Annotated in this window: 20 protein-coding genes; 10 read left to right on the top strand and 10 right to left on the bottom strand. The window is 71.8% G+C overall.

From position 1 onward, the window contains the following. Nucleotides 1-96 precede the first annotated feature (96 nt). A complete protein-coding gene (locus ACZ61C_RS41755; protein ID WP_465313487.1) occupies nt 97-4,026 on the top strand; it encodes a Pls/PosA family non-ribosomal peptide synthetase in 3,930 nt (1,309 codons plus the stop codon). Nucleotides 4,027-4,117: 91 nt separating this feature from the next. Continuing rightward, nucleotides 4,118-5,539 carry a M1 family metallopeptidase gene (locus ACZ61C_RS41760; protein WP_465313488.1) on the top strand — a complete coding sequence of 474 codons (1,422 nt, stop codon included), beginning with the start codon at nt 4,118-4,120 and terminating at the stop codon, nt 5,537-5,539. A 3-nt stretch (nt 5,540-5,542) separates the two neighbouring features. On the opposite strand, the gene ACZ61C_RS41765 is transcribed toward ACZ61C_RS41760, so the two are convergent. Continuing rightward, nucleotides 5,543-6,400 carry a hypothetical protein gene (locus ACZ61C_RS41765; protein WP_465313489.1) on the bottom strand — a complete coding sequence of 286 codons (858 nt, stop codon included), beginning with the start codon at nt 6,398-6,400 and terminating at the stop codon, nt 5,543-5,545. A gap of 169 nt (nt 6,401-6,569) precedes the next feature. Between ACZ61C_RS41765 and ACZ61C_RS41770 the strand changes: the two genes are divergently transcribed. From ACZ61C_RS41770 to ACZ61C_RS41780, 3 genes are all read left to right on the top strand, one after another. Then, the gene (locus ACZ61C_RS41770; RefSeq protein ID WP_465313490.1) at nt 6,570-8,861 is read left to right on the top strand and encodes a glycosyl hydrolase family 95 catalytic domain-containing protein; all 2,292 of its coding nucleotides are present in this window, start codon (nt 6,570-6,572) and stop codon (nt 8,859-8,861) included. Between the two features lie 20 nt (nt 8,862-8,881). Continuing rightward, on the top strand, nt 8,882-11,152 hold the full coding sequence (locus ACZ61C_RS41775; protein ID WP_465313491.1) for a glycosyl hydrolase family 95 catalytic domain-containing protein: 2,271 nt from the start codon (nt 8,882-8,884) through the stop codon (nt 11,150-11,152). 66 nt (nt 11,153-11,218) lie between these two features. Further along, nucleotides 11,219-12,133, top strand: coding sequence for a peptidylprolyl isomerase (locus ACZ61C_RS41780; protein WP_465313492.1), 915 nt, complete (start codon nt 11,219-11,221; stop codon nt 12,131-12,133). A gap of 121 nt (nt 12,134-12,254) precedes the next feature. Here ACZ61C_RS41780 and ACZ61C_RS41785 read toward each other — a convergent pair whose 3' ends face one another. The 6 genes from ACZ61C_RS41785 to ACZ61C_RS41810 all read right to left on the bottom strand — a co-directional run bounded on the left by ACZ61C_RS41785 (nt 12,255) and on the right by ACZ61C_RS41810 (nt 19,112). Next, nucleotides 12,255-13,997: an FAD-dependent oxidoreductase gene (locus tag ACZ61C_RS41785; RefSeq protein WP_465313493.1), complete on the bottom strand. Its 1,743-nt coding sequence runs from the start codon at nt 13,995-13,997 to the stop codon at nt 12,255-12,257. Next, nucleotides 13,994-15,745 carry a maleylacetate reductase and hydroxyquinol 1,2-dioxygenase domain-containing protein gene (locus tag ACZ61C_RS41790; RefSeq protein ID WP_465313494.1) on the bottom strand — a complete coding sequence of 584 codons (1,752 nt, stop codon included), beginning with the start codon at nt 15,743-15,745 and terminating at the stop codon, nt 13,994-13,996. Before ACZ61C_RS41790 ends, ACZ61C_RS41785 begins: the two co-directional genes overlap by 4 nt. Before the next feature lie 76 nt (nt 15,746-15,821). Next, nucleotides 15,822-16,697 (bottom strand): helix-turn-helix domain-containing protein, encoded by an 876-nt coding sequence (locus tag ACZ61C_RS41795; RefSeq protein ID WP_465313495.1) that lies wholly within the window; start codon nt 16,695-16,697, stop codon nt 15,822-15,824. An 86-nt stretch (nt 16,698-16,783) separates the two neighbouring features. Continuing rightward, nucleotides 16,784-17,581: a siderophore-interacting protein gene (locus ACZ61C_RS41800; protein ID WP_465313496.1), complete on the bottom strand. Its 798-nt coding sequence runs from the start codon at nt 17,579-17,581 to the stop codon at nt 16,784-16,786. Continuing rightward, nucleotides 17,581-18,471, bottom strand: coding sequence for a PDR/VanB family oxidoreductase (locus tag ACZ61C_RS41805; protein WP_465313497.1), 891 nt, complete (start codon nt 18,469-18,471; stop codon nt 17,581-17,583). The genes ACZ61C_RS41800 and ACZ61C_RS41805 overlap by 1 nt, the downstream gene beginning before the upstream one ends. 2 nt (nt 18,472-18,473) lie before the next feature. Beyond that, nucleotides 18,474-19,112: an MSMEG_1061 family FMN-dependent PPOX-type flavoprotein gene (locus tag ACZ61C_RS41810; RefSeq protein ID WP_465313498.1), complete on the bottom strand. Its 639-nt coding sequence runs from the start codon at nt 19,110-19,112 to the stop codon at nt 18,474-18,476. Nucleotides 19,113-19,180: 68 nt separating this feature from the next. Between ACZ61C_RS41810 and ACZ61C_RS41815 the strand changes: the two genes are divergently transcribed. Continuing rightward, entirely contained in the window at nt 19,181-19,798 is a 618-nt protein-coding gene (locus ACZ61C_RS41815) for a TetR/AcrR family transcriptional regulator (RefSeq protein WP_465313499.1), read from the top strand. A 151-nt stretch (nt 19,799-19,949) separates the two neighbouring features. After that, a complete protein-coding gene (locus ACZ61C_RS41820) occupies nt 19,950-20,336 on the top strand; it encodes a hypothetical protein (protein WP_465313500.1) in 387 nt (128 codons plus the stop codon). 32 nt (nt 20,337-20,368) lie between these two features. Here the strand turns inward: ACZ61C_RS41820 and ACZ61C_RS41825 are convergent, their stop codons facing one another. From ACZ61C_RS41825 to ACZ61C_RS41835, 3 genes are read right to left on the bottom strand one after another with little or no spacing between them, the layout of a single operon-like run. After that, a complete protein-coding gene (locus ACZ61C_RS41825; RefSeq protein ID WP_465313657.1) occupies nt 20,369-21,271 on the bottom strand; it encodes a phosphotransferase in 903 nt (300 codons plus the stop codon). Between the two features lie 12 nt (nt 21,272-21,283). After that, entirely contained in the window at nt 21,284-22,090 is an 807-nt protein-coding gene (locus tag ACZ61C_RS41830; RefSeq protein WP_465313501.1) for an NAD-dependent epimerase/dehydratase family protein, read from the bottom strand. A gap of 26 nt (nt 22,091-22,116) precedes the next feature. After that, nucleotides 22,117-22,926: an IclR family transcriptional regulator gene (locus ACZ61C_RS41835; RefSeq protein ID WP_465313502.1), complete on the bottom strand. Its 810-nt coding sequence runs from the start codon at nt 22,924-22,926 to the stop codon at nt 22,117-22,119. Nucleotides 22,927-23,085: 159 nt separating this feature from the next. On the opposite strand from ACZ61C_RS41835, the gene ACZ61C_RS41840 reads away from it, so the two are divergent. The 3 genes from ACZ61C_RS41840 to ACZ61C_RS41850 form a co-directional block, all read left to right on the top strand. Further along, nucleotides 23,086-24,591, top strand: a complete 1,506-nt coding sequence (locus tag ACZ61C_RS41840) for a sodium:solute symporter family protein (RefSeq protein WP_465313503.1) — start codon at nt 23,086-23,088, stop codon at nt 24,589-24,591. 50 nt (nt 24,592-24,641) lie between these two features. Beyond that, entirely contained in the window at nt 24,642-25,577 is a 936-nt protein-coding gene (locus ACZ61C_RS41845) for a 5-dehydro-4-deoxyglucarate dehydratase (protein ID WP_465313504.1), read from the top strand. Then, the coding region (locus tag ACZ61C_RS41850; RefSeq protein WP_465313505.1) for an enolase C-terminal domain-like protein at nt 25,577-26,803 on the top strand (1,227 nt) is incomplete at its 3' end. The genes ACZ61C_RS41845 and ACZ61C_RS41850, both read left to right, overlap by 1 nt.

The following is a 26,803-nucleotide window of genomic DNA, read 5'->3' on the forward strand; positions in this document are numbered from 1 at the left end:
GTGCAAGCCCGGTGAGGCTTGCGGAAGGTGAGTGATGGGCTTGCGCGCCCATAGTTCGTCCCTGTTCGTCTTCGTCGCGGTCGAGGTGACGGCCCGATGACGGTGACTGTCGAACCTGCTGAATCGGCCGCGGAAATCACCGCGCCGCTCGCGTGTGTCGCGGAGGTGACGCACGCGCCCTCGACGGCCCCGGTCGCCGACCGGGCCCTCTTCTGGTCCGGTCTCGGCGCGAGCGAGCGCACGCTGCTCGACATCCTCGCCGCCACGGCCGAGCGCCACCCCAACGCCGCCGCGATCGACGACGGCGCCACCTCCCTGACCTACCGCCGGCTCCTCGAAGAGATCGACGCCTACGGCCGCCGCCTGCGCGGGTACGGCGTCGGCGTCGGGGACCGCGTCGGCATCCGGATCTCCTCCGGCACCGCCGAGCTGTATGTCGCGATCCTCGCCACCCTGTCCGTCGGCGCCGCCTACGTGCCGGTCGACGCGGACGACCCGGACGAGCGCGCCGAGCTGGTCTTCGAAGAGGCCCAGGTCGCCGCGGTGGCCACCGACGGCAAGATCACCGTCCACAGCACGCCCGGCGGCCGTGAGGGCACCCCCGGCCCGGGCGAGGACGCCTGGATCATCTTCACGTCCGGCTCGACCGGCAAGCCCAAGGGCGTCGCCGTGAGCCACGCGAGTGCCGCCGCGTTCGTCGACGCCGAAGCCGAGCTGTTCCTCACCGAGGAGCCGATCGGCCCGGGCGACCGCGTGCTGGCCGGGCTGAGCGTCGCCTTCGACGCCTCCTGCGAAGAGATGTGGCTGGCCTGGCGCCACGGCGCCTGCCTGGTGCCGGCGCCGCGCGCGCTGGTCCGCACCGGCGTCGACCTCGGCCCGTGGCTGGTCGCGCAGCAGATCACCGTCGTCTCGACCGTGCCGACGCTGGCCGCGCTGTGGCCCGCCGACGCCCTCGAAGACGTCCGCCTGCTCATCTTCGGCGGCGAAGCGTGCCCGCCGGAGCTGGCCGAGCGTGTCGCCGTCGAAGGCCGCGAGGTCTGGAACACCTACGGCCCCACCGAAGCCACCGTCGTCGCCTGCGCCGCGCAGCTGACCGGCGAGGGCCCGGTCCGGATCGGCCTGCCGCTGTCGGGCTGGCAGCTGGCCGTCGTCAACGACGAAGGACAGCCGGTCCCCATGGGCGAGACCGGTGAGCTGGTCATCGGCGGGGTCGGGCTGGCCCGCTACCTCGACGCCGCGAAGGACGCCGAGAAGTTCGCGCCGCTGCCGTCGCTGGGCTGGCAGCGTGCGTACCGCTCGGGTGACATGGTCCGCGCGGAAGCCGACGGCCTGCTGTTCCTCGGCCGCCTCGACGAGCAGGTCAAGCTCGGCGGCCGCCGCATCGAGCTGGGCGAGGTCGACGCCGCGCTGCAGGCCCTGCCGGGCGTGCAGGGCGCGGCCGCCGCGATCCGCCGCACCAAGGCCGGCAACCAGGTTCTCGTCGGGTACGTCGTGCCCGCCGCGGGCGTGCCGTTCGACCACGAGCAGTCCGCGACCCGGCTGCGCGAGCACCTGCCCGCCGCGCTGGTGCCGCTGCTCGCCGTCGTCGAAGACCTGCCGACCCGCACCTCCGGCAAGGTCGACCGCAACGCCCTCCCGTGGCCGCTGTCCACTGTGGACGCCACCGGGCTGTCGCCGACCGAGACGTGGCTCGCCGAAGGCTGGGCCGAGATCCTCGGTGTGTCGGTCGACGACCCGAAGGCCGACTTCTTCACCCACGGCGGCGGCAGCCTGACCGCCGCCCAGGTGGTCGCGCGCATCCGCACCCGGCACCCGCAGGTGTCGGTCGCCGACATCTACGCCCACCCCAGGCTGGGCGCGCTGGCCGCGATGCTGGACGCGCTCAGCGGCCAGGCCACCGAACGCCGCGACATCGCGCCGGCCCCGCGTCGCGCCGGAGTCATCCAGACGGCCCTGATGGTCCCGCTGATGGGGCTGGTCGGCCTGCGCTGGGCGTCGCTCGCCGCCGCGCTGTCGAACATCCTGGCGCTGCTCGGGTTCGCCTGGGCGCCGACGCTGAACTGGGCGTGGATCGGCCTGGCCTGGGTGGTGCTGTTCAGCCCGGCCGGCCGGATCGCGATCGCCGCGGGCGGTGCGCGGGTGCTGCTCTCCGGCGTGCGCCCCGGCACCTACCCGCGCGGCGGCAGTGTCCACTTGCGACTGTGGACGGCCGAGAAGCTCGCCGAGTTCAGCGGCGCGGACAGCGTTGCCGGCGCGTCCTGGATGACGACGTACGCCAAGGCGCTCGGCGCGCGGATCGGCAAGGACGTCGACCTGCACTCGCCGCCGCCGGTCACCGGCTTCCTCAAGCTGGGCCGCGGCGCCGCGATCGAGCCCGAGGTCGATCTCACCGGCCACTGGGTCGACGGCGACGTCGTGCACATCGGTAAGGTCCGCGTCGGCGCGGAAGCCCGCATCGGCGCGCGCAGCACGCTGTTCCCGGGCGTGCGCATCGGCAAGGGCGCGGAGATCGCGGCCGGCTCGACCGTCCGCGGCGCCGTCCCGGCCGGGCAGCGCTGGGCCGGTTCGCCCGCCGCCCGTGTGGCCAAGGACGAGCGCGACGCGCTGAAGTGGCCGTCGAGCCGCCCGCCACGGTCGCACTTCTGGGCCACCGTCTACGGCGCGACCTCGCTGCTCCTCGGGTTCCTGCCGGGCATCGCCGCGCTGGCCGGTGTCGCCGTGCTCGGGTCCGCCATCACCGGCGCCCCGACGCTGCTCGCCGCGTTCACCCAGGCGCTGATCTTCGTGCCGGTCGCGACCGCCGCGTACTTCCTGGCCTACATGCTGCTGGTGCTCGTCGGTGTCCGGTGCTTGAGCATCGGCATGGTCGAGGGCTACCACCCGGTGCATGGCCGCGTCGCGTGGCAGGTCTGGGCCACCGAACGCCTCATGAGCATGGCCCGCGAAGGTCTGTTCCCGTTGTACGCCAGCCTGTTCACGCCGGTGTGGCTGCGGCTGCTCGGCGCGAAGGTCGGCCGCAACGTCGAGGCGTCGACCGTGCTCGCGCTGCCGAAGATGACCAAGGTCGACAGCGGCGCGTTCCTGGCCGACGACACCATGGTCGCCACCTACGAGCTCGGCCACGGCTGGCTGCACGTCGCCCCGGCCCGGATCGGCAAGCAGGCCTTCCTCGGCAACTCGGGGATGACCGCACCCGGCCGTTCGGTGCCCAAGCGCGGGCTCGTGGGTGTGTTGTCCTCGACGCCGCTGAAGGCGAAGAAGGGCTCGTCGTACCTCGGCATGCCGCCGCTGCCGGTGCGCCGCGCGATCGGCGACGCCGACACGAGCCGCACCTACACCCCGGCGCTGCACCTCAAGGCGGCGCGGGCGCTGGTCGAGCTGTGCCGGATCATCCCGGTCATGTGCGGGGTCGCGCTGACCGTCTCGGTCGCCTTCGGGCTGCTGTGGGTCGCGTCCGTGCTCGGCTTCGGCGTCGCGTTGCTGCTGGCCGGGCCCGCCCTGCTGGCCGCCGGGATCGTCGCGGCGCTGACCGCGACCGTCATGAAGTGGCTGCTGGTCGGCAAGTTCCGCGAGGTCGACCACCCGCTGTGGAGCTCGTTCGTCTGGCGCAACGAGCTGGCCGACACCTTCGTCGAGGCCCTTGCGGTGCCGTGGCTGATCGGCTCGATCGGCGGCACACCGCTGCTGAGCGCCTGGCTGCGCACGATGGGGGTCAAGATCGGCCGCGGGGTGTGGCTGGAGACGTACTGGCTGCCCGAGGCCGACCTCGTCGAGCTCGGTGACGGCGCGACGATCAACCGTGGCTGCGTCGTGCAGACGCACCTGTTCCACGACCGGATCATGAGCATGTCGCGGGTGGTGCTCGGCCAGGGCGCGACCCTCGGCCCGCACGGCATCGTGCTGCCGGGCGCCGGCATCGGCGCGCGCACCACGGTCGGCCCGGGGTCCCTGGTGACCCGTGGCGACGAAGTGCCCGCCGACACCCGCTGGCTCGGCAACCCGATCTCCGCGTGGACGGGTAAGTAGAAGGTCACGAAGTATCCGCCTGGCTCGCCGGACTCACCCGTGGCGTGCGAGCCTGGTTTGGTACGTCGGCACGAGGAAAGGTTCGACACGGGTGATTGCGAAGGCTCCGGCACCGGCACCCGGCGCGGACACCTCCGGTGATCCCTACCTCCCGACCCACGGCAACGGCGGTTACCGGGTCCGGCACTACGACCTGACCCTCGACTACAAGGTGGCGCCGAACCGGCTGTCGGCTTCGGTGGTGATCACCGCGGAGGCGACGCAGGCGCTTTCCCGCGTCAGCCTGGACTTCGGCGAGTTCCGGATCAACCGCGTGCTGGTCGACGGGAAGCCCGCGAAGTACCTGAAGCGCGGGGTGAAGCTGCACGTCCGGCCGGCGAGGTCGATCGCGGCGGGTGCTGCGTTCACCGTCGAGGTGAACTACGTCGGCAACCCGCGCCCGGTGCACAGCCGCTGGGGCGACGTCGGCTGGGACGAGCTGACCGACGGGGTGCTCGTGGCGAGCCAGCCGGTCGGGGCGCCGTCGTGGTTCCCGTGCAACGACCACCCGTCGGACAAGGCGACCTACCGGGTGAGCATCACGACGGCGTCGCCGTACCTGGTCGCGGTGACCGGCGACCTGGTCGGCCGGTACACCTCGGCGAGCACCACGAAGTGGGTCTACGAACGCTCCGAGCCGACGGCGACGTACCTGATGAGCGTCCAGATCGGCCGCTACGACGACGTCGACCTCGCCGGCGGGGGCTGGTTCTCGCGCGTCGGGGCGGCCGCGCGCCGGCTGAGCGTCGACATCGGGCGCACGAGCGGGCAGGTGGAGGCGGTCCACGAGACGGTGCCGCAGCGGGCGGCCGTGCCGCCGCGGCTGCGCCGGCTGTTCGACCGCGACTTCGGGCGGCAGGGCCGGATGATGGAGGTCCTGCAACGGCTGTTCGGGCCGTACCCGTTCGGCGAGTACGTCGTGGTGGTCACCGACGACGACCTCGACGACCCGATCGAGGCCCAGGGCATGTCGATCTTCGGCGCCAACCACGTCGACGGCCGCCGCACGCACGAGCGGCTCGTGGTGCACGAGCTGGCCCACCAGTGGTTCGGCAACAGCCTGACGGTGGCCGACTGGCGTCACATCTGGCTCAACGAGGGTTTCGCGACGTACGCGGAGTGGCTGTGGTCGGAGGAGTCCGGCGGCCAGTCCACGCAGACGCTGGCCCGCGGCTGGCACACCCGGATCAAGGCCAAGCCCGCCGACGTCCGCATCGCCGACCCGGGGGTGTCGCGGATGTTCGACGAACGGGTCTACAAGCGTGGCGCGCTGACGCTCCACGCGTTGCGCGCGGAGATCGGCGATCCGGCGTTCTTCGCGCTGCTGAAGGCGTGGACGGGCGAGCACCAGCACGGCCTGGTCACGACGGACGCGTTCGTGCTGATGGCGGAGACGTACGCGGGGCGGTCGCTGACGCCGTTCTTCACCCGCTGGCTGATGACGCCGGCCTTGCCGCCGCTGCCCGGTCCGTAGACCTCAGGTCGCGCAGCGGAACAGCGAGCCACACGTGCAGCAGCGGACCCGCACCCGCCGGTCGACCGGCACCCGCGTCCCGTGGCCGCAGGCCGGGCACGGAAACGTGACCTGGCCCGCCTCGAAGCGGTAGTTCTCGGTCGGCCGGCCCACGCGCTTGTGGTGGGCGTACCGCTCGCGTGAGGCTCCGGCCAGCGGTGGGCGTGCGTAGTCCGCGAGAGCCAGCTGGTGCCCCAGCCGGTAGGCGCTGTCGGCCGCGCCGGTGAACGGGGGGACCTCCTCGCCGAACGCCAGCGACCGCTTGGCGAGCACGTACCCCATCTCCGGCGGGGACAGGTACCCGACGCGCGATGTCGTCCGGCGGCGTGTGTAGCTGCTCTGCAGCACCTCGACGCGGTACGCGGCCAGCATCGCGCGGCCGATGCCGAGGTAGAGCGTGGCCGTGTCGGTGAAGATCTCGTCCTGACGGAAGCCGTGGCGGTGCAGGAAGACGTGCATCACCTCGTGCGCCAGGATCGCCGGGACGTCGCGCGGGTCGTCCTGGTAGTGCGCGCTGAGCGTGACGAAGTACTCCGGCCCCGGGCCCAGCTCGACCTCGCCGACGTGCGTGCCGAGCGTGCCGAACCCGACGATCACCCGCGCGTCGCCGATGCCGAGGTGCCGGGTCAGCGCCGGGGCTGCCTGCTGGGCCTCCAGCAGCGGGTCGCGGCCCGGCAGCGGTGGCAGCTCCAGCGGGCCGAACGCCTTGACCACCGGCCCGGACAGCTTCGTGTAGAGCTCCCGGATCGAGCTCCGGACGTCGTCGATCCGGTCGAACGTCCCCGGTGGCGCCACCGGCCGGGGCCGCCGGAGAAAGGCCATACCGGGAGGACGTCCGGCGCGGGCGACGAGTTCCCTGCCGGAGATACATCGGATGTCTCTGCCGCTTTCTGGGTGAACAACCCTGGCCTTCTAGGGCACCGTCTGCAAATATGGCCGCACGCCGCCTGTGGATCTCGTGAAACGTAGTATGAATGCGAAAGGACGCTTCATGGACGCAGTGTCGCGGCGTACCGTGCTCCGCTCTGCCTCGGTCGTGGCGGGCGCCGCCGCGTTCGGCGGCCTGTGGGCCCGGGCGGCCCCGCCGGCGCTCGCCGCGGCGAACCCGCACCGGGACGTCGCCGTGGACGCGCGGATGGTGTGGAAGCGGCTGCCGAAGAACTGGCGCGAAGGGCCGTTCCTGGCCAACGGCTACCTCGGCGCGCAGGTCTACGCCGGGCGGACGCCGCAGGAGCTCAAGGTCATGCTGAGCCACACGCAGGTGCAGGACCAGCGGGTCCAGTGGGAAGCCGGGATCGGGCTGTCGCGGCTGCCGATCGGGTTCCTCACCCTCACGCTCGCCGGCGCGGTCACCGCCGTCGACTGGACGCTCGACCTGTACAACGCCGAGCTCGGCGGCACGATCACCACCACCCAGGGCTCGGTCGCGTTCTCCGCCGTCGTGCACAACGACCTCGGCGTGCTGCTCGTGTCGCTGACGCCGAGCGCGGGGGAGACCGGGGCGGCGTGGGCGTTCCAGCCGCTGGAGTCGGCGACCACCCGGACCGTCCGCAAGCCGCCCGAGTACGTCGCCAACCCGGCGCCCGGGATCGGCGACGGGTACTGCGCGCAGCCGATGCTCGCCGGCGGCGGGTACACCACGGCCTGGCGCGAACGCACGATCGGCGCACGACGGCTGTTCGCGGCCGCCATCGCCTACAGCTTCCCGGGCACCACGCACACCGCGGACGCGCTCGCCGCCGTCCGGAAAGCGCTTGCGGCGAACCCGGACGCGCTGCTGGCCCGCCACCGCCGCTGGTGGAACGACTTCCACCGGCGCAGCTTCGTTTCGGTGCCGGACAAGCAGGTCCAGCGCTTCTACTGGATCCAGCTGTACAAGATCGCGGCCGCCACCCGCGCCGGTGGCCCGGTCGTGTCCGAGTGGGGCCCGTGGTTCCCCGAGGTCGGCAACAGCTGGACCGCGGTGTGGTGGAACCTCAACGTCCAGGTCACCTACCCGATCGTCAACAGCAGCAACCACCCCGAGCTCGACGCCGTCACCGAGACGTTCCGGCGCGACCACGCCAACCTCGAGACGTCGGTCCCGCCCGCCTACCGCGACGGCGACACCTACGCGCTCTCGCACCCGGGTGACTGGCGGCTGCGCCCCGGCGGCACGCGCTCGGTCGGCGTCCCCGGGACGACGTCCAAGACCGACCAGACCGGGAACCTGCTCTGGGGCCTGCACAACGTCTGGCTGGCCTACCGCCACCACCTGGACCGGCGCGTGCTGCGCGACGTCCTGTACCCGACGCTGGCGAAGGCGCTGAACTTCTACCGCCACTTCCTCTTCACCGGCCCCGACGGCCGGCTGCACCTGCCGCTGACCCGGTCGCCGGAGTACGCCGACGCGCCCGACTGCACCTACGACCTCTCGCTGATCCGGTGGGCGGCCCGCACGCTCGTCGACTCGGCCCGCGTCCTGTGCCTCGACGAGCCGCGCGTGCCGATCTGGCGGGAGATCAGCGCAAAACTGGTGCCCTACCACGAAGATCCCGCGAACGGCGTGCTGATCGGTGACGGCGTGCCGCTGGCCGAATCGCACCGGCACTTCTCGCACCTGCTGTGGCTGTACCCGTTGCGGGAGAAGGTCTGGGACACGCCCGCCGACCGGGACGTCATGACCCGGACGTTCGCGCACTGGGTGGCCGACCAGAAGGCCTGGCACGGGTACAGCTACGCGGCCGCGTCGTCGATGAGCTCGGTGATGGACGCGCCGGAGGAGGCGTTGCGCTACCTGAAGTTCTTCCTCGACCGCAACGTCGTCGCCGACACCGAGCTGACCGCGAACACGATGTACCGCGAGGGCTCCAACTTCGCGATCGAGAGCCCGATCACCGCCGCCCAGTCCGTTGTGGACATGCTGATGCAGGGATCCGGTGGCGTGCTCAAGATCTTCCCGTCGGTGTCGGCTACCTGGCGGGATGCCTCGATAGCGGGCCTGCGCGCGGAAGGCGCGTTCCTCGTGGACGCTTCCCGTCGCGACGGGAAGACGGATTTCGTCCGCGTGCACAGCGAAGCCGGTGAGCCGCTGGTGCTCCAGCACGGTGTCGCCGGCGACGTCGACGTCCGCGACGAGCACGGCCGGCGGCTGCCGTGGCGCCCGGCCGGGCCCGGCCGGATCGCGATCGGGCTGCGTCGCGGCGGCACCGCCGTCGTCACCCCGCGCGGCGGGCGCCCGGACCTCGCACCCCGGAACGTCCCCGCCCTCGGCCCGGCTCCGGCGTGGGGCCTGCCCAGCTGAACTTCGACAAGGAGGCCGGAATGGACATCTCGCGAAGGACCGTGCTCGGCGGGGCGCTCGCCGGGATCGCGGCGGCGAGCGTCACTCCCGCGTTCGCCGACGAGCCGGGTGGCGACGACTTCGGCTGGGCCGGGTTCCTGGGCACCGCCGACCTGCGCTGGCGGCGCATGCCGGCCACCTGGTACGAGGGACCGTTCCTGGGCAACGGGTTCCTCGGCTCGGGCAGCTACGCCGAGCCGGGGCAGAACGCGATCCGGTTCACCGTCCAGCACAGCCAGGTGCAGGACCACCGCCCGGAGTTCGGCTCGCTCTTCGGCCTGGCCCGGCTGCCGATCGGCTACTTCACGCTCGAGCCGGTCGGCGCGATCACCGCGCTCGACTGGCGGCTGGACCTGTGGAACGCCGAGCTGACCGGCACGATCACGACGGCGTCCGGCAGCCTGAGCCTGTGCGCGATCGTCCATACCGGACAGTCACTGCTGGCCGTCGAGATTCGCCCGTCCGAAGGGGAACGCGGCTTCAAGTGGGTGTTCCACCCGGCGGTGGCGGTGAGCCCGCGGGCCGACCCGGTGTGGAACAAGCCGCCGCCGGACGGGTACACCGCGAACCCGCCGGTCCAGCTGTCCGGCAGCGGGGACGCCCGGCTGGCCGTGCAGCCGCTGCTGGCCGGCGGTGAGCACGTGACGGCCTGGCGCGAGGTCACCCGCGGGGGCGCGCGGACGCTGTACACCTCGGTGGCCTGGTCGCACCCGGAGAAGACGTCGGCGGCGCGGGCGCTGGCCACGGTCCGCCGGGCGCCGGCGTTCGACGCGCTGACCCGGGACCACCGGCGCTGGTGGCACGGCTACTACCGGGCGAGCTTCCTGTCCGTCCCGGACACCCGGCTGCAGAGCTTCTACTGGATCCAGCTGTACAAGGTGGCGTCGGCGGCGCGGCGGGAGGCGCCGGTGATGGCGACGTCCGGGCCGTGGCTGGAGAACACGCCGTGGCCGGCGACCTGGTGGAACCTCAACGTGCAGCTCGAGTACTGGCTGATCCACGGCTCGAACCACCTGGAGCTGGACGCCGTCAGCCACGCCCTCGGCAAGTACCGCGCCAACTTGACCGGTCAGGTCGCGCAGCCGTACCAGGCCGACTCCGCGGGCATCCCGCGCACGACGGACATGACGCTGCTCAACGGCGTCTCGAACGCCACCAGCGGGTTCCCCGTCGGCATCCCGGGGAAGGACACGCCCACGCCGGAGGTCGGCAACCTGACCTGGGCGCTGCACAACGTATGGCTGTCCTATCGCCACACGATGGACGCCGGGCTGCTCCGGGGCACGCTGTTCCCGTTGCTGCGCAAGGCGGTCAACTACTACCTGCACTTCCTCGCGCCGGGCCCGGACGGCAAGCTGCACCTGCCGCCGACGTTCTCCCCCGAGTACGGGGTCAACGCCCCGGACTGCAACTACGACCTGTCGCTGATCCGCTGGGGCTGCAAGACGCTCCTGGAGATCCAGCGGGACGACCCGCTCGCGCCGAAGTGGCGGAACGTGCTCGCGAACCTCGTCGCCTACCCGGCCGACGCCAACGGCTACATGATCGGCGCCGGTGTCCCGTTCGCGAAGTCGCACCGGCACTACTCGCACCTGCTGCAGATCTACCCGCTCCACGACGTCACCTGGGAGCAGCCGGAGCACCGGCAGATCATCGAGACGTCGCTGAACCACTGGGTCGGCTTCGAAGGCGCGCTGCAGGGCTACACGTTCACCGGGGCGGCGTCGATCTCGGCGCAGATGCTGCGCGGCGAGCAGGCGGCGTTCTACCTGGGTGAGCTGCAGCAGCGGTTCATCCAGCCGAACACGATGTACAAGGAGTCCGGGCCGGTCATCGAGACGCCGTTGTCGGCGGCCAAGTCCCTGCAGGACATGCTGGTGCAGAGCTGGGGCGGGGTCGTCCGGCTGTTCCCGGCGGTCCCCGCCGCGTGGGGCGACATCGCGCTGCGGGACTTCCGCACCGAGGGCGCGTTCCTGCTCAGCGCGTCGCGGGCGGGCGGGAAGACGCGGTGGCTGAAGGTGCACAGCGAGGCCGGGGCGCCGTGTGTGCTGCGGCCCGGCATCGAAGGCGACCTGGCGGTGACGGACGCGCGGGGCCGCGCCCGGCGCTGGCGGCGGCTGCCCGGCGGCGACGTCCAGGTCGAGCTCGGCCGGGACGAGGACGCCTTCGTGTACCGGAAGGGGGACAAGCCGGACTTCGGCGTCCGGCCGGTCACGCCGGCCGGGCCGAGCGCGCCGTGGGGGATGCCCTGATCGGGCGTTCCCACCCGGGCCGGCGGTCTTCGCGGCAGAATGGTGCTCTCGACGAGGGGAGCGCTGATGAGCGAGCCGGGGGAACGGCCTGACCAGGGCGGCGGCCACCCGTACGAGTACCCGCAGTGGCAGCCGCCGGTGCCGCCGAAGAAGACGTCACCGGCGGCCGTCGTGCTGATCACCGGCTCGGTCGTCGTGGTCGTCGTGATGGCGCTGGCCTTCCTGGCCTGGGGCTATCCCGGCTTCTTGCGCGAACCGGACGCCAAGGCCGGCGGCGGGTTCTTCCCCACGTCGTCCTCGCCGACGTCGTCCGCGCCGCCGTCGGTCACCCCGAGCGCCCCGGTGTCGATCGCGGGTGGCCGGGCCCCGATGCCGACCCGGCCGCGGCCGCTCGCCGACCCGATCGGGTGCGCGTTCACCCCCGCCCCCGGCTCACCCGCGCCGAAGCCGGCCACCCCGCCACCGGACGGCCCGGCGCCGTCGTCGGGCACCGTGAACGTGCAGCTCGCGACCAGCGCGGGCGCCATCGGGCTGACGCTGGACCGCGCGCTGGCGCCGTGCACCGTCGTGAACTTCCTGAGCCTCGCGAAGCAGGGCTTCTACACCGGCACGTCGTGCCACCGGCTGTCCGTGACGACGGGCCTGCAGATGCTGCAGTGCGGCGACCCGGTCGGCGACGGCACCGGCGGCCCCGGGTACACGATCAAGGACGAGACGTTCGCCGAGCTGACCTACGGCCGTGGCATCCTCGCGATGGCGAAGACGGCCGAGCCCGACAGCGGCGGCTCCCAGTTCTTCCTGGTCTTCGGCGAAACCCAGATCCCGCCGGAGTACACGGTGTTCGGCCGCATCGACGACGCAGGCCTGCAGGTCCTCGACACGGTGGCCGAGGGCGGCGTCGACCCGTCCAAGCCCGCCATCGGCGACGGCAGCGGCCCCCCGAAGATCCCGGTCACCTTCACCGCCGTCACCACGCCGTAACTCGCGTGTTCCGAGGGGCATCACGCGTGACCAGAGGGGCATCACGCGTGATTGGCGGGGCATCGCACGTGATGCCCCGCCAATCACAGGTGATGCCCGCTCAATCACGCATGATGCCCCTTCAATCACGGGCCAGGAGCGTGGTGAGAGCCTCCAGGAGGGACTTCGCCGCTTCAGGAGCGGCCGTGCCGTGGCGCCAGGCGACGTAACCGTCCGGGCGGACCAGGAGGCAGCCGTCCTCGTCGATCCCGCTCAGGCGGGACCAGTCGCCGTACGCGTCGCGGGTGCCCGGCTCGCCGACGCGCACCGCGCGCAGGTCGAGGCCCAGCTCGGCGCCCACCTTGGCCGCCGCGTCGCGCCAGGCCGTGCCGGTGAGGCCGGTCAGCACCGTCCAGCGGCCGCCGCCCACGAGGTCCAAAGTGGACACCCGGCGGCCGTGCGGGCCGACCAGCCACGCGTGCGGCAGCTTCGCGCCCGGCTCGGTGCTCGGCCGGTGGAACAGCTCGGGATCGCGGTCCGACGCCGCCACGACGCCGTCCGGCAGCACCGCTCCCGAGACGTACCGCTGGTCCAGCTCCACGCCGTGCGCGTTGAACTCGTAGTGCTTCAGCTCGATGGCCTTCTCCAGCTCACGCCGTTTCAGCGCGCCCTCGGCCGTCGGCGCGAGGCAGGTCTCGAGCCCGGCCGTGATGCCGTCGGCGTCGGTGTCCCCCGCGATCCCGAGCGCGGCGAAGATCGGCCCGAACTGGTCCCGGCTGAGGTTCGCCCGGTCGACGATCTGCTTGCCCACCGGCGCGCGCTCGGCCGTGTAGCTGTCCAGCAGCCCTTCGCCCGCCTCACCCCGCAGCACCATCGCGAGCTTCCACGCCAGGTTGTACGAGTCCTGGATCGACGTGTTCGACCCCAGCCCGTTGGACGGCGGGTGCCGGTGCACGGCGTCCCCGGCGCAGAACACCCGGCCGCTGCGGTACTCCGTCGCGTAGTTGTGGTTGACCGTCCACAGTGACGTCGAGGTGATCTCGACGTCCAGCCCGGGATCCCCGACGAGGTCGCGCACCAGCCGTGTCGCCTCCTCGACGTCGACCTCCGGTGGCTCCTGCGAGATGTCGTAACCCCAGGTCAGCAGCCATTCGTTCCACGGCCGCACCATCCGGACCAGGCCCATCCCGATGCCGCCGAGGTGCGCGCCCGGCCGCATCACCCAGTAGAGGACGCTCGGCCGGTGGGCCACGTACGGCCCGAGGTCGGCGGTGAACGTGATGTTCATGCTGCCGGCCTTGCCCGTCTGCCCGGCGATCGGCAGCCCGGCCTGCTCGGCGACCCGGCTGCGGGCGCCGTCCGCGCCGATCAGGTACTTGGCGCGCAACGTGAACTCGTCACCGCGGACGCGGTCGAGGAACCGGGCCGTGACGCCGTCGGCGTCCTGGGTGAAGTCGAGGAACTCCGTGTCCAGCCGCAGTTTCGCGCCGCGCGCGGCGGCCTCGCTCGCGAGGATCGGCTCCAGGTAGGTCTGCGGCAGGTCGATCATGTGGCACGGGCTCGCCGCGGTGTACTCCGACGCCGACCGGTCGCCGGTGCCCCAGCTCGCGATCCGGCCGATCTCCGGCCCGGTCAGCGACGTGCACAGCACGGTGTCGCCCATCAGCTCCGGCGGGGTGCCGACGGCGAGGGCCTTGTCTTCGACACCGACGTCGCGCAGCACCTCCATGGTGCGCTGGTTGGTGATGTGCGCGCGGGGTGTGTTGGCCATCCAGCCGTACTTCGTGGCCAGCACGGTCGGCACACCGTAGGTCGCGAGCAGCAGCGCAGCGGAGCCGCCGGCCGGGCCGCTGCCGATCACGAGGACGTCGGTGTCGTAGCTCATTCGCTGCTCCCTGAGATCCGGAAGGTGAACTCGAGCCGCTGGTCGGCGAAGTCGACGATCAGGCCGTCCTTGACGCCGAACACGGTGTCGGAGTCCAGGTAGTCACCGCCGGCGACGAACAGCTGCGTGATCAGCGTGCGGTAGCCGGGCTTGGCGATCATGAAGTGCACGTGCGGGGCCCGGTACGGGTGCCGGCCGACGGCGTTCAGCATCTCGCCGACCGGGCCGTCGGCCGGGATCGGGTACGCGCTGGGCACGATGGTCCGGAACCGCAGCCGTCCCTCGGTGTCGGTGCGGAACCTCGCGCGCAGCACCGGGCCGTCCAGGTCGGGCAGCTGGACGTCGTAGAAACCGTCCTCATTGGACTGCCAGACGTCGACGATCGCGTCCGCCACGGGCTTGTCGTCGGTGTCGGTGACCCGGACGTCCGTCCACAAGGGAGTCCCCGGCAGGCCTTCCGCGATGTCGGCGCCCTGCGGGGTCTCCGGCGGTCCCTCGACGTAGAACGGGCCGAGCACCGCCGACGGGGTCGTGTCCGGCGTCCGCGAGTTGGTCAGGACGTCGACGACACTCGACACACCGAGCGTGTCCGACAGCAGGATGAACTCCTGCCGCGTGTCGGTGGTGATGTGCCCGGCGCGGGTCAGGAAGCCGATCGCGTACTCCCACTCGTCCTGGGTGAGGTCGGTGCGGATCGCGTACCCGTGCAGGGTTTCGACGAGGTCGGTGAGCAGCTCGCGGACGCGGTCCGGGGCGCCCGCGAAGCTGTCGACCACCTGCTTCGTCAGCGCCTTGAGGCTCGGGCGTGCGGCCGGGCGGGCGCCGGTCAGCGCCTGGCGGAGCAGGTCTTCCTCAGGCTCACCTGCGATGTCTGCCTCGGTGAGGCCCAGTTCGGCCAGCGAGTGCGGGACCGGGAGGTTCGCGGTGAGCTCGAAGACGTCGTCCGCGTCGTCGAGGCCCTGGTGCGCCATGACGTACGGCAGCAGGACGGCATGGGTTTCGGCGTGCGGCAGCCCGAACTTGCCGCCGAGGTGGTGGCACAGTTTGTGGTGCAGGCCCATCGAAACGCTGTCGAGGCAGGTGCCGGCGAGCCAGGCGCCGCGCAGGGCGTCGGCGCGCGCGTCCCGATCGGACGGATCCGCGGCGATGCGGGGCAACGCGCTCATGAGCAGCCTTGTCGCCTCCGCGGCGAGCAGGTCGGTCAGCGGGTTGGCGTCCGGCGCGTACCGGGCTTCCACGGCGTGGGCGAGCGCGTTGAGGCCACTGGCCGCGGAGACGTCCGCGGGCAGCGACAGGGTCAGGCCGACGTCGTAGAGGACGGTCTCGGGCCGGACCTTCGGGGACTTCTGCGTGGTCTTGCGGCCGTCGGCGGTCTGGCCGAGGACCGACGTCAGCTCCGAACCCGCGTACGTCGTCGGGACGATCAGCTGCGGCAGGTCGGTCCGCAGCGCGATCGCCTTGGCCAGCCCGGTGGCCGAGCCGCCGCCGACCGCGACCACACCGTCGACGTCGTGGTCGGCGACCACCTTGAGCGCGTGCTCGGTGACGTCGACGGGCGTGTGCATGGCGGCGTCCTCGAAGCGCGCGGCCAGCCGCGGGCCGAGCGCCTCGGCGGCGCGGTCGGCGTACCGCGGGCGGCCGACCAGGAGGACCCGGCGGAGGCCGAGCCGATCGGCTTCGGCCCCGACGTCCTCGAGGGAGCCGAAGACCACCCGGACGGGGTTCGCGGCGTAGCTGAACGAGGTCATGCGGGGGAGTATCCGGCTCCCGCGTGGCCCGGGTCCTGCACGAACGCGGCGTGCGACGGCACAAAACGCGCGTCTGTCAGCCTGCCCGGCGCAGCGCCGCCGGGGTGGTGCCGAGCTGGGCGCGCAGCACCCGCGTCAGGTGCTCCTGGTGGGAGAAGCCGCAGCGGAGGGCGATGTCGGCGATCGGGTCGTCGCCGGTGCGCAGCAGGAGCCCGGCCTGCTCGACGCGCAGCCGGAGCAGGAAGCGGTGCGGCGGCAGGCCGGTGCGGGCCTTGAACTGCCGCGAGAACTGGCTGACGCTCAACCCGGCGAGCGCGGCCAGCTCGGTCAGCGGCACCGGCTCGGCGAGGCGTTCGGCCATCAGGTCGCGGACCCGCGCGAACTGCTTGTCGGAGAGGCCGCGGGCCGGGGCGGGCCCGGCCGCGCGGCCGGCGCTGTGCCGGCGGACCAGCTGCGCGGCGACCAGCGCGCCGAGCTGGTCGGCGTAGGTGCGGGCGCTCGGCTCCCAGTCGCGGACGACGCCGTCGAGACTGAGGACCAGCTGTTCGAGCAGGGGATCGGTGCTGCCGAGCTCCTCGGCCAGCCGCACCGGCGTCCGCCCGCCGGCGGCTTCCTGGACGGCGTCGTCGGCGAGGTAGACGTGCACGGTGTCGAGATCCCCGCCGAGCTCGACGGACAGGTCCGCGTGCGACGGCTGCAGGAACAACCCGCCCGCGGGCATCCGCCGGCTCTGCTCGCGCGGGGTGCCGACCCCGCGCCGGACGGTCACCGGCCCGTCGAGGTGCAGGATCAGCAGGTGGCTGCGCGCGGCCCCGAACTCGGCGCGGTAGGGACGTTCGCGCTGCTTGGAGAGGTAGAGCCGGTCCCAGCCGAGGCCGGCGCTGGTCCGGTCCGGGCGGACCCAGGGCAGCGCGAGGATGCCGTTGGTGTCGGCCAGCCCGAGTTCGCCCACGCCTGCCTCCTCGACGTCGAGGCTTCCCGCGATGGTACGCGACCCGACCCCCCGAACGGACGACTCGCGCACCCAGCCCGTCGGGGTCAGCCGGGGGAGGAGCGGCCGTGGCGCCAGTAACCCAGGAACGCGATGTCCGGCTTCGGCCAGCCGCGGTCGCGCACGAGGTGACGTCGGACGCCGGTGGCGAGCGCGGCCTCTCCGGCGACCCACGCGTAGGCCCGGCCACCCGGCAGTTCGGCGTCGCGGACCGCCGAAAGCGCCAGCACGCCCGGGCGGCCCGGCCGGGACCGCGGCAGCCAGTGCGCCCGCACCCCCGGCGGCGCGCAGCCGCCGGACCGGACGTCCGCCGCCGACGGCACCTCCAGGAACACCTCCGCCACCAGGTCGGCCGGCGCGTGCTCCAGGATCGCCGACACCGCCGGCATCGCGCTCTCGTCGCCGACCAGCAGCTGCCACGACACCTCGGCCGGCGGCAGGTAGCTCACGCCGAGGTCGAAGATCCCGGCCGGGTCGCCGGGGCGGGCCAGGCGCGCCCAGTCGGCGGCCGGGGCGTCGCCGTCGTGCAGGGCGAACTCGATGTCGATCTCCCCGGGCCGCGCTCGCCGGACCGTGTAGTTGCGGACCCACGGGCGGCGGCTCTTCGGCATCATCAGCACCTCGGCCATCCAGCCCTCGTGGTCCAGGGTCGGCATCCGCAGCCGGTCCTGCCCGGCCCGCGGGAAGAACAGCCGGACGGCCTGGTCGTCACCGACCGGCTCGAAGTCCGCCAGCCCGGGCCCGCCGAGCGTGACGGTCCGGAACGCCGGGCTCGGCGCGGTGTTCGCCCGGACTTCGAGCGTGATCATCTTCCGGGTCTTCGCCCGGCGCACCTTCGGGATCATCAGACGTCCAGCACCAGCCGCGGCGACGTCGCCCGCGACACGCACGGGTACATCCGGCCCGCCGGCGCCCCGATGTCGTCGCGGTGCTCGGGCTCGCCGGCCAGCACCGTCAGCTCGCAGCTGCCGCAGACGCCTTCGCGGCAGCCCGAGGGCACCTGCCGTCCCGCGTGGTTCAGCACGTCGAGCAGGGACTCGTCGGCCGGCACCTGGATCGTCTGCCCAGACCGGGCGCACTCGACCTCGAACGCCGTGTCCGGCCCGAAGACGCGGCGCGTGGGCTCGAAGCGTTCGGTGTGCAGACGCGGAAACACCGCCTCGGCGGCGGCCAGCATCGGCGCCGGGCCGCAGCAGTAGACCTCCACGTGCGGGTCCAGCTCGGCGAAGTCCGGCCGGCCGCGTTCGTCGGTGGGGTACAGCCGGACGCGGTCGCCATACGTGGCAAGGAGTTCCGCCGCGAACGGCATGCTCGAAGCCGACCGTCCCACGTAGACGAGCGAAGCGGCGGCCCCGCCGGCGACGGCCGCCCGCAGCATCGGCACGATCGGCGTGATCCCGATGCCACCGGCCAGGAAGAGGTACTCCGGCGCCGGCACGAGCGGGAAGTGGTTGCGCGGTGAGGAAACTTCGAGCGCCCGGCCCGGGCTGAGGTACCAGTGGACGTACTCGGACCCACCCCGGCTCAGCGGGTCGAGCCGGACCGCGATCCGGTACGCCGAGAGGTCGCCGGGGTCGCCGCACAGCGAATACTGCCGCGTCAGCCAGTTCGGCAGCGCGAGATCGATGTGCGCACCCGGCTCCCACGCTTCCAGTGGCCCTTCGTCACCGCGAAGCACGAGGGAGACGACGTCGTCGGTGACCCGCTCGATGCGGTCCAGCAGCGTTTTCTGCATGGTCAGTACAACTTCCGGTAGCTGTCTTCGAGGAGCTGCTCGAACACCGCCGGGTCGACCGCGACGCCCAGCTGGTCGGTGACGATCTCGCCGGCCGACGGCAGCTCGTCCGCGAGCGCCTGGCTCGCCGGATCCCACAGCCGCGACCGCAGCAATGCCCGGCCGCAGTGGAAGTACGCCTCGGCGACCTCGACGATGATGGCCAGCGTCGGCGCCTTGGCTTCGGTCCGCATCCGGGCGAGCACGTCCGGGTCGTCGGTGACGTACGCGCTTCCGTTGACGCGCAGCACTTCCCGCACACCGGGGACGAGGAACAGCAGGCCGACGCCGTCGTTCTCGGCGATGTTGCGGAAGGAGTCGGCGATCTTGTTGCCGGGCCGGTCGGGCAGCGCGAGCGTGTGCTCGTCGAGCACCTTCACGAAGCCGGGGTAGTCGCCGCGGGGGGAGCAGTCCCCGCGGCCCGTGGCGTCTGAGGTGGCCAGCGCGAGGAACGGCGCGTGCGCGATGAAGCGCCGGGCGTGCTTGTCGACGTGGTCGAGCTTCTTGTTCTCGAGCATCTCCTCGGGTGCGCCCAGCCGGCTCCTGACCTCGGCCATGGAGACCCGCCGGTACCGAGTGCTCAGCGTGTTTGTGCTGGTCATGCCATAATTATGAGCAAATACTCAGATCTTGCGCTACTCGCTTTTCGGGCCGCGCGGAAGGGAGCGACGTGACCTCTGACCCGCGCCGCATCCAGCCACGTAAACAGCCGCGCCAGGTCCGCGCCGAGCTGACCCGGCAGCGGATCCTGACGGCGGCTGCTCACGTTTTCGGCGAGCAGGGGTACGCCGCGGGCACCACCAACCGCATCGCCGAGCGGGCCGGGATCTCCATCGGCTCGCTGTACCAGTACTTCCCGAACAAGGACGCGATCCTCGCCGAGCTGCTCGTCCGCCACCTCGACGACGGCGCCGCGATCGCCGAGCGGGTCCAGCGCGAAGAGCTGCCCGGCCCGATCGAGGAGATCTTCCGCCTGTTCGTCCGCGGCGCGATCGAAAGCCACCTCGACGAGCCTCGGCTGCTGCGGGTGCTGCTGGAACAGGCCCCGAAGTCGACCGACGTCCTCGAGAAGGTCGAGCGGCTCAAGAAGAACCTGGTCGCCTACATGCGGGAGCTCCTGGACGAGCACCCCGAGGTCCGGGTCACCGACACGGAGACGGCGGCCCGGCTGATCGTCACGACGGTCGAGCTGGTCATCCACCAGCTCGTGGCCGACCACGAGCCGGTGGAACTGGGCAGGCTGGAGGACGAGCTGGTCGCGATGCTGACGCGGTACGTCCGGGCGTGAACGGGCGAGCCCGGCGCCTCGGCATCACCGTCACGGGGACGCGGCCAAGCAGGAGGGGTCCAGGATGGACTACACATCGGAGATCGCGGAGTTGCTCTCACGGCACGGGTTCCGCCGGTTCCGGATGTCCCGGACCGGTGTGGGACACCTGGTGCTGGCCGGGCACCTCGACGACCGGCCGATCGACATCGTGCTCGACACCGGGGCGAGCAAGACCTTCGTCGAGCTGGGCTACTGCCGATCCGAAGGAATCGCCGTGACCGACACCGGGCAGCCCGGTGCTCCCGCAGCCGGGGCGGGAAGCGACACGGTCTCCACCGTCCACATGCTGGGGGACGTTCGGTTGACGCTCGAAGGGCTGCCAGTGCGGTCCGAGGGCATATTCGCGATCGACATGACCCACACCAACCAAAAGCTGACGATGAGAGGGTTCGACCCCATCCGCGCTGTCATCGGGCAGGATGTCCCGCGCTACCACCAGGCGGTGATCGACTACGCGACGTTGGGTCTTTTCCTCAAGGAGGAACCGGCTCCCTGAGGTGGACCGCCGTCAGCAGGCCGGGCAGCCGATCACGCCCCCGCGCGGCGGAGCCGTTCGGCGGCCTGGGCGCGGACCGCGTTCCCGGACACCGGGGGATCGCCGTGCAGGGCCTCCCACCGCGCGTTGTGCGCCGCCGCCCACAGGCTCGCCGCCCACGCGATCTCCAGTTCCTCGCCGGTGAACCGGCGACCGCGACAGTCCTGGTAGGTCACCAGGAACACCTCGGAACCGGCGATCGAGGGCAACGTCGGCGGTGAGGCGCTCACGAAGGCGCCGGAGGCCGCGCCGGCGAGCGCGGCTTCCGGTTGCCACGCCAGGCTGTCCCAGTCGTGCACGGCCCAGATCTCGCCGTCGCGCCACCGGAGGTTCTGCGCTTCGAAGTCGGCGTGGCCGAGCACGCACGGCAAGCTGGTGGCCAGCAACCGTTTCCGGGCCCGCGCCGCCGTCTCGACCACCACGGCGGGCACGGCGCTCTGGTCTTTTTCGTCGAGGAACCCGATCGACGGCCACCGGCCCGGATCCGCGTGGTCCCACCGGGCCCAGCGCGGGTTCGGCACCGGCGGCGGAACGTCGACGCCGGTCAGCTCCGCCATCAGCCGGGCGAACACCGCCGCGTAGCGCTCAGCGACGTCCGGGGCGTCGCCGAGCAGCAGCTCCCCGCCGGGCCGGGACTCCTCGGCGTGCACGGCCAGCGCGCCGACGACGGTCACCGGTGTCACCGGCCGTGCGCACGGGAACCCGCGCTCGGCCAGCCGGGCCTGCGCGGCGACGCAGGATTCCGCGCGGCCGTCGTCTTCACGGGCCTTCACCACGACCTCCCGGTCGTCGGCCAGGCGCAGACCCCACACCGACGAGAGGGACCGCCGTTCGAAGAGCACCTCGACCGGAGTGCTGCCCAGCTGCGCCGCGCACCAGGGCGAAAGCCAGCTCACGACAGCCACGGCTCAGAGCGGGTTGAACACACCGAGCGGAGCGGTGCAGAACGGGCCACCGACGTACTCGGCCGCGATGCCCGTCGGGGCCGGCTTCGAGGCCAGCTGCTCCGCGTACACCTCCGCGTCGTCGTGCGACTTGTAGCCCAGCGCTTCGGCCTCCTCCAGGGAGTAGATCCGGCGCGTGTTGTCGGAGACGCCCCAGATCAGCCGGTAGCCCGGCGACGGCGCCGACAGGCACGCCTCGAACAGCCGGGCGCCGTCGTCGGGGGAGAGCCACGTCGTCAGGCCGCGGGGGCCCAGTGGCAGCGGTGTCTCGAAGCACGAGCCGATGCGGATCACGATGACGTCCATGCCGAACCGCGAGTGGTACAGGCTGCCGAGCGCCTCGATCGCCGCCTTCGAAACGCCGTAGTACGTGTCCGGGCGCGGCGACGAGTCCGCCGGGAGGTCCGAGTCGTTACGGCGGAAACCGACCGCGTGGTTGCTCGACGCCAGGATCACCCGGGAAACCCCCGCCGTCCGCGCCGCCTCCAGGACCGTCTGGGTCCCGTTGATGTTGACGTCGAGGGTGGCTTCCCACGAGTTCTCGCGGCTGTGCCCGCCCAGGTGGATCAGCGCGTCGACGCCTTCGCACGCCTCGGCCATCGCCGCCGCGTCGGTGACCGACGCCGTCACGACCTCTTCGGACGCGTCCGACGCCGTCTGCGGCGCGAGGTCGAGCAGGCGCAGCACGCGGCCGTCGCGCTTCAAGCGGGGCCGCATCAGGGTGCCGACGACACCCGCCGACCCGGTGATGAGCACACGCTGGTCCGTCATGGGTTTCCTCTCGGTAAGGGCGGCGGTCAGCGAATACCGGCGCGGCGCAGCTGCTGCCCGAGCTCGGTGGTGGTTTCGGCGAGCAGCTCGCCGACGCGCTGGGCGTCGGCGTCGGTCACCTGGGAGATCGGCATCGAGCAGCTGATCGCGTCGGTGCCCGGGATCCGGTAGGGGATCACCGCGGCGACGCAGCGCACGCCCAGCGTGCCCTCCTCGACCTCGGCGGCGTACCCGCGTTCGCGGGTCGCGGCGCACTCGGCGTGCAGGGCTTCGAGCGTGGTGATCGTGTTCGGGGTCAGCGCGGTCAGCGACGCCGGCATCAGCGTGTCGATCTCGTCCTGGGTCAGCTCGGCCAGCAGCGCCTTGCCCAGCGCCGTCGCGTGCGTGGGCAGCGTGCGCCCGACGCGGGAGACGAGGTGCGTGGACCGCTGCGACTCGCGCGTCTCCAGGTAGACGACCTCGGTGCCGTTGCGGCGCGCGAAGTGCGCGGTGAAGCCGGTCTTCTCCCGGATCCGCTCCAGGGCCTCGGTGGCGAACGGGACGACGGCGTCGCGGTCCAGGTAGGCCGTGCCGCAGATCAGCGCGCGGACGCCGAGGCGGTAGCGGGCGGTGTTGGCGTCCGCCTCCAGCCAGCCGGCCTCCAGCAGCGTCCGCAGCAGGCCGTGCAGGGACGACCGGGGGAACCCCGTGCGCGCGTGGAGATCGGAGAGGGACAACCAGACGTCGTTCGCCGCGAAGGTCTCGATGAGGTCGACCGCGCGGCGCGCCGACTTCACTCCCGAGGACTCGGCGGGAGCGCCGTCGGCCACCGCCGGATTGTCCACCTTTTGCGGCATTTGCTGGCCTCCGTCCGGCCGTTGACTTGTGACTCCGGCCATATTAGCGTCCCGAACAACGTTCTTATGGATGAACATAATCACTATAACAGACTCCGTTCATGGATGTGAACATCTCGTTCGAGACCGCATCACTGTGGACGCGGAAAGGAGCCTGCGGTGCACGCACTCGACTGGGCGATGGTCTGCGCGTACTTCGCGCTGATGATCGTGATCGGCTGGTGGTCGCACAAACGGGTCAGCGACGTGAAGGACTTCTTCACGGCCGGCGGCAAGATGCCGTGGTGGCTGGCCGGCATCTCGCACCACATGTCCGGCTACAGCGCCGTGCTGTTCGTCGCGTACGCGGGCGTCGCGTACACCAGCGGCGTCACCGTGTACTTCTGGGGCTTCGCGAGCATCGGCATCGGCGTGGGGATCGGCAGCTGGCTGTTCGCCGCCCGCTGGAACCGGTTGCGCTCGAAGCTCGGTGTCGCCTCCCCGCTGGAATACCTGGCCAAGCGGTACAACGTACCGACGCAGCAAGCGCTCGCCTGGAGCGGCAGCATGCTGAAGATCTTCGACATCGCGGCCAAGTGGTTCGCCGTCGCGACGCTGCTGCACGTGTTCGCCGGCCTGGACTACAACCTCGGCATCCTGATCACCGGCGCGGTCACCCTCGTCTACTGCACCATCGGCGGGCTCTGGGCCGACGCGCTCACCGACTTCGGCCAGTTCGTCATCCAGGGCATCGCCGCGATCGTGATGATCGTCGTCGTGCTCGGCAAGCTGGGCGGGATCTCCGCGCTCTGGACGATGTGGGACAAGCTGCCCGAGAACCACATCGACCCGGTGACGTCCAAGTACACCACCATCTTCTTGCTCGTTTACGTGCTCGTGAAGACGCTGGAGTACAACGGAGGCATGTGGAACCTGGCGCAGCGCTACATGGCGGCGCCGAACACCCACGAAGCCCGGCGCGGCGCGCGGCTTTCGTCGGCGCTGTACCTTTTGTGGCCGCTGGTGCTGATGTTCCCGATGTTCGCCGCGCCGCTGCTCATCCCCGGCATCAAGGACCCGACGCAGTCCTACGCGATCATGACCACGACGTTCCTGCCGCCGGGCCTGGTCGGCCTGGTGCTGGCCGGGATCTTCTCGCACACGATGGCGATGGTCTCTTCCGACGCCAACGCGATCTCCGCGGTGATCACCCGCGACATGATCCCGGCGATGGTCCGCCGCACCCGGCAGTGGACCGACGTCCAGGGCCTGAAGGCGGCCCGGATCACCACGGTCGTGTTCGTCGCGCTGACCATGCTCGTGGCGACGCAGGCGCAGAACCTCGGTGGCGTGCTGCAGATCGTCGTCAACTGGGTCGCCGCGCTGATGGGCCCGATCTCGATCCCGCTGCTGCTGGGCATGCTGCCGTGGTTCCGCAAGTGCGGCCCGCGCGCGGCGCTGGTGTCCTGGGCGGGCGGGCTGATCGCCTACGGCCTCTGCTACTACGTCTTCAACGCGAACCAGACGGTGCTCATCGCAACGCCGATCCTGGTCTCGCTGGCCCTCTTCACCGGCCTCGGCCTGATCGCGCCCGAGCGCAGCGCGGTCGCCGATGAGATCGTCGACACCGTGAACACCGACGACGACGTCGACAGGATGAAGGAAGGCACGACCGTGCCCGCCTGACCGAGGCCACACCCGGCCGAACCGAACAAGGACGAGAGAGCAGAAAACTGATGGCACAGACCGAGATCGAGCTGGACGGCCTGCTGGCGTTCCCCCTCACCCCGTTCACCGAGGACCTCGAGGTCAACCTCGACGCGCTCGCGGAGAACGTGGAGAGCCACATCGCGGCGGGCGCCGGTGCGCTGTTCGTCGCGTGCGGCACCGGCGAGTTCAGCTCGCTCTCGCCCGACGAGCACGCCGCGGTGCTCGCCAAGTCCCGTGAGGTGGCCGCGGGCCGGGTGCCGGTCTGGGTGGGCGCCGGCGGTGGCGCCGCTTCGGCGCGGGCCGGGGTCGCGGCGGCCGAAGCCGGTGGCGCCGACGGTGTCCTGCTGCTGCCGCCGTACCTCGTTTCCGGGCCGCAGGCGGGACTGGTCGACTTCGTCCGCTACGCCGTCGGCGACACGAGCGTGCCGGTGATCGTCTACCACCGCGGCACCGGCGTCTTCGGCGCGCCGGCCGCGGCGTCGCTGCTCGACATTCCTTCGGTCGTGGGACTCAAGGACGGGTACGGCGACGTCGAGGTGATGACCCGGATCGTCACCACGATCCGCGCGCTGGACACCGAGCGGTCGCGGAACTTCCTGTTCTTCAACGGCTTGCCGACCGCGGAGGTCTCCGCCAAGGCGTACGCCTCGATCGGCGTCTCGCGGTATTCCTCGGCCGTGCACTGCTTCGCGCCGGAGATCGCGCACCGCTTCCACCGCGCGCTCAGCGAGGGCGACACCCGCGTCATGGACGCCCTGCTGACCGGCTTCTACCTGCCGCTGGTGGCGTTGCGGGACGAGACACCGGGCTTCGCCGTCTCGCTGGTCAAGGCCGCCGCCCGGCTGCGTGGTGACAAGGTCGGCCCGGTCCGGCCGCCGCTGGTCGAGCCGACGCCGGAGCAGGTCCACCGGCTGGAGAAGATCGTGGAGGACGGCTTCGTCACGCTGAAGGCGCTCGGCTGATGAAGATCCTCGATGTGGTGCTGACCCCGGTCGCGTTCGCCGACCCGCCGCTGCTCAACGTCATGGGCGTGCACGAGCCGTTCGCGCTGCGCAGCGTCGTGCAGGTCCGGTGCGAGGACGGGGTCGTCGGGCTCGGGGAGTCCTATGGGGACGAAGCGTTTCTCGGCGAGGTCCGCAAGGTGCTGCCGCAGCTGCGGGGGCACGACGTCTTCGACCTGCCCGGCCTGCAGCGGCTGGTCGCCGAGGCGCTGTCGGGCACCGTGCTGACCGACGCGCACGGGCTGATCGGCGGGTTCTCCATCCGCAAGACCATCGCGAGCGTGTACTCGCTGTTCGAGGTCGCCTGCCTGGACGCGCAGGGCCACTACCTGGGCCGGTCGGTCACCGACCTGCTCGGGGGCAAGGCCCGTGACGCCGTCGAGTTCTCCGCGTACCTGTTCTACAAGTACGGCAAGCACGTCGACGGCCGCGAGGACTCGTGGGGCGAGATCACCACACCGGAAACCCTGGTGGGTTCGGCGAAGCGGATGATCGACGAGTACGGCTTCCGCTCGATCAAGCTCAAGGGCGGCGTCTTCGAGCCCGGCCAGGAGGTCGACGGGATCCGCGCGCTGGCCGAGGCGTTCCCGGGCCACCCGCTGCGGATCGACCCGAACGCCGCGTGGACGGTCGAAACCAGTCACCGGGTCGCGGCCGAACTGGACGGCGTCCTCGAGTACCTCGAAGACCCGACACCGGGCATCGAAGGCATGGCGCAGGTGGCGTCCGAAGCTTCGATGCCGCTGGCCACCAACATGTGCGTGGTGAACTTCGGTGACGTCGAGCCGGGCTTCCGGGCGCGCGCGATCGGCGTGCTGCTCTCGGACCACCACTTCTGGGGTGGCCTGCGCGCGACGCAGTCGCTCTCGACGACGTGCGAGAGCTTCGGGGTCGGCCTGTCGATGCACTCCAACAGCCACCTCGGGATCAGCCTGGCCGCGATGGTGCAGGTCGCCGCGGCGACCCCGCACCTGACCTACGCCTGCGACACGCACTGGCCGTGGAAGGTCGAAGACGTCATCGAACCCGGCGTGCTGGAGTTCCGGGGGGGGGGGGGGGGGGTGGGGGGGGGGGGGGGGGGGGTGGGGGGGGGGGGTGGGGTGGGGGGGGGGGGGGGGGGGGGGGGGGGGTGGGGGGAGGGGGGGGGGGGGGGTGGGGAAAATAGTGTCGCGAGCAGAAGACGGAGG

This window comes from Amycolatopsis sp. NPDC104587 (assembly GCF_055583645.1).